The sequence below is a fragment of the Acinetobacter sp. YH16051 genome, from assembly GCF_013417135.1.
Lineage (GTDB): Bacteria > Pseudomonadota > Gammaproteobacteria > Pseudomonadales > Moraxellaceae > Acinetobacter > Acinetobacter towneri.
Genome location: NZ_VPEN01000103.1, coordinates 1 through 1,723 on the forward strand (window position 1 = coordinate 1; position 1,723 = coordinate 1,723).

The 1,723-nt window shown below is 30.5% G+C and carries 3 protein-coding genes; 2 read left to right on the forward strand and 1 reads right to left on the reverse strand.

All coding sequences use genetic code 11. The features are described 5' to 3' along the window. Window positions 1-202: 202 nt before the first annotated feature. Window positions 203-865, reverse strand: a complete 663-nt coding sequence (locus FTV41_RS14595; RefSeq protein ID WP_057692831.1) for a hypothetical protein — start codon at window positions 863-865, stop codon at window positions 203-205. A gap of 172 nt (window positions 866-1,037) precedes the next feature. Here FTV41_RS14595 and FTV41_RS14600 point away from each other — a divergent pair, with 172 nt between their 5' ends. Both FTV41_RS14600 and FTV41_RS14605 read left to right on the forward strand, forming a co-directional pair. Beyond that, window positions 1,038-1,301 carry a type II toxin-antitoxin system Phd/YefM family antitoxin gene (locus FTV41_RS14600; protein WP_000557944.1) on the forward strand — a complete coding sequence of 88 codons (264 nt, stop codon included), beginning with the start codon at window positions 1,038-1,040 and terminating at the stop codon, window positions 1,299-1,301. Then, window positions 1,288-1,551: a Txe/YoeB family addiction module toxin gene (locus FTV41_RS14605; RefSeq protein WP_000184943.1), complete on the forward strand. Its 264-nt coding sequence runs from the start codon at window positions 1,288-1,290 to the stop codon at window positions 1,549-1,551. The genes FTV41_RS14600 and FTV41_RS14605 overlap by 14 nt, the downstream gene beginning before the upstream one ends. The last annotated feature ends 172 nt before the right edge of the window (window positions 1,552-1,723 follow it).

Here is a 1,723-nt window from a genome sequence, read left to right on the forward strand (position 1 = left end):
ATCTTAATTCTATTAGATTAATGATAATACTATCATTTAATTATTGCATTAAGTCTAATGATAGATATTGTATGCGATTTGGCTCGCTATCATTCAGGTATAGTCTTTTGATAAAAAAAGCATGACTAAAAGCCATGCCTTGGGAATTCGTATAACGTGTATTATGTTAATTGTAGGAAAACTCAATAATTTTCTCTTTTCATTACTTTTCAAAAATATATTTTTTTTCCATGCTTATAGGACAAATAAACATATATTGAGCTTTAAACATTCCGTTTTTATCTTTTTTAATTTTTTTTACAGTCTCTTTAGATTGTAATACTTGTTCCAAATTTGCTAATAAATCTGTTTTTGCTTTATCTAGATCATTATTAAAAACACTCAAATTATATTTTTGATAATTACTCATGGCATAAGTAATAGCATCTAAATTCGTTTTATTATTTACTATTACGTCTGTAAAAAGGTCATATGCAACCAAACAGTAATTTTTGAACATATCTTTATTTCGAGCTAAAAATTCTTCTTTTTCACCTGCACAGCCAGATTTGTCATAAATAAACTTATTTCTATAATAATCGCTATCTTTTGGTGAATTTAAAATTACAACCCCATCCGGACTATACGAAAATAAATGATATCCAACATATCCTCCATAGGAATTTTTAGCATTTACTTCACCACAAACCACACTCTCACCAACAGAATTTTTGATTTCCCTTAAATTTTGAAACTTTGTAGAGTCAGGATCTTTCATTTCCTGCTTTACTTTACTTTGAGCCATATTTAAAAATTTATTTTTTTCAGCATAAACAGAACCAATTAAAAGAATATTAAGAATGATGAAGTATATTAATTTGTTCATGAAGTCCCCGTTATTTAATGAATAGACCATAATTTAACATAATGGTGGTTATACGAAATTGACAATATGTACAGGATTCTGTACATTTAGGATTGTAAAGTTTCAATCACTACCGCCTAGGTAGTCTAGCTAGCAGCGTTTTGACGCAGCTTACCCTATGAGGGATAGATATATGCATGTATTTACATATACGGACGCACGTAACAATTTAAAATCTGTTTTAGATAAAGTAATTGATGATGTAGACGTTGCTTTTATTACAAGAAAAGAAGGTGGCCATGCTGTAGTAATGGGACAAGATCATTACGATAGCTTAATGGAAACGTTATATCTCCTTTCATCTCCAAATAATGCAAGTCGTTTAAATGAATCAATTGCTCAATTACGTGCAGGGAAAACAAAACACAGAGAGTTGATTGAGGATGACGAATCGTAACGTCGAATGGACTGATAATGCCTGGGATGAATATATCTATTGGCAGACACAGGATAAAAAGATACTTAAGCGTATTAATACCTTAATCAAAGAATGTCAGCGAACACCTTTTGAAGGAACAGGAAAACCAGAACCTTTAAAAGCTAATCTTTCAGGATTTTGGAGTCGTAGGATTGATGAAAAGCATAGATTAGTTTATGAAGTGACAGATGAACGAATCTCTATAATTCAATGTCGATTCCATTACTAACAAGATCCCCTATTTTTAGGGGATTGTTTTTTTATTTAATACAAAATCTCATATGCGAAATTTAGGTGTTATTCCATATAACGCCATTAAAAAGATCTTTATCTTTCTGCCTATTTTCTTCAGTCTTACTTTCCGTGCTTAAAAACTTTTCAAAATCGGTTAGTTGCCCCTT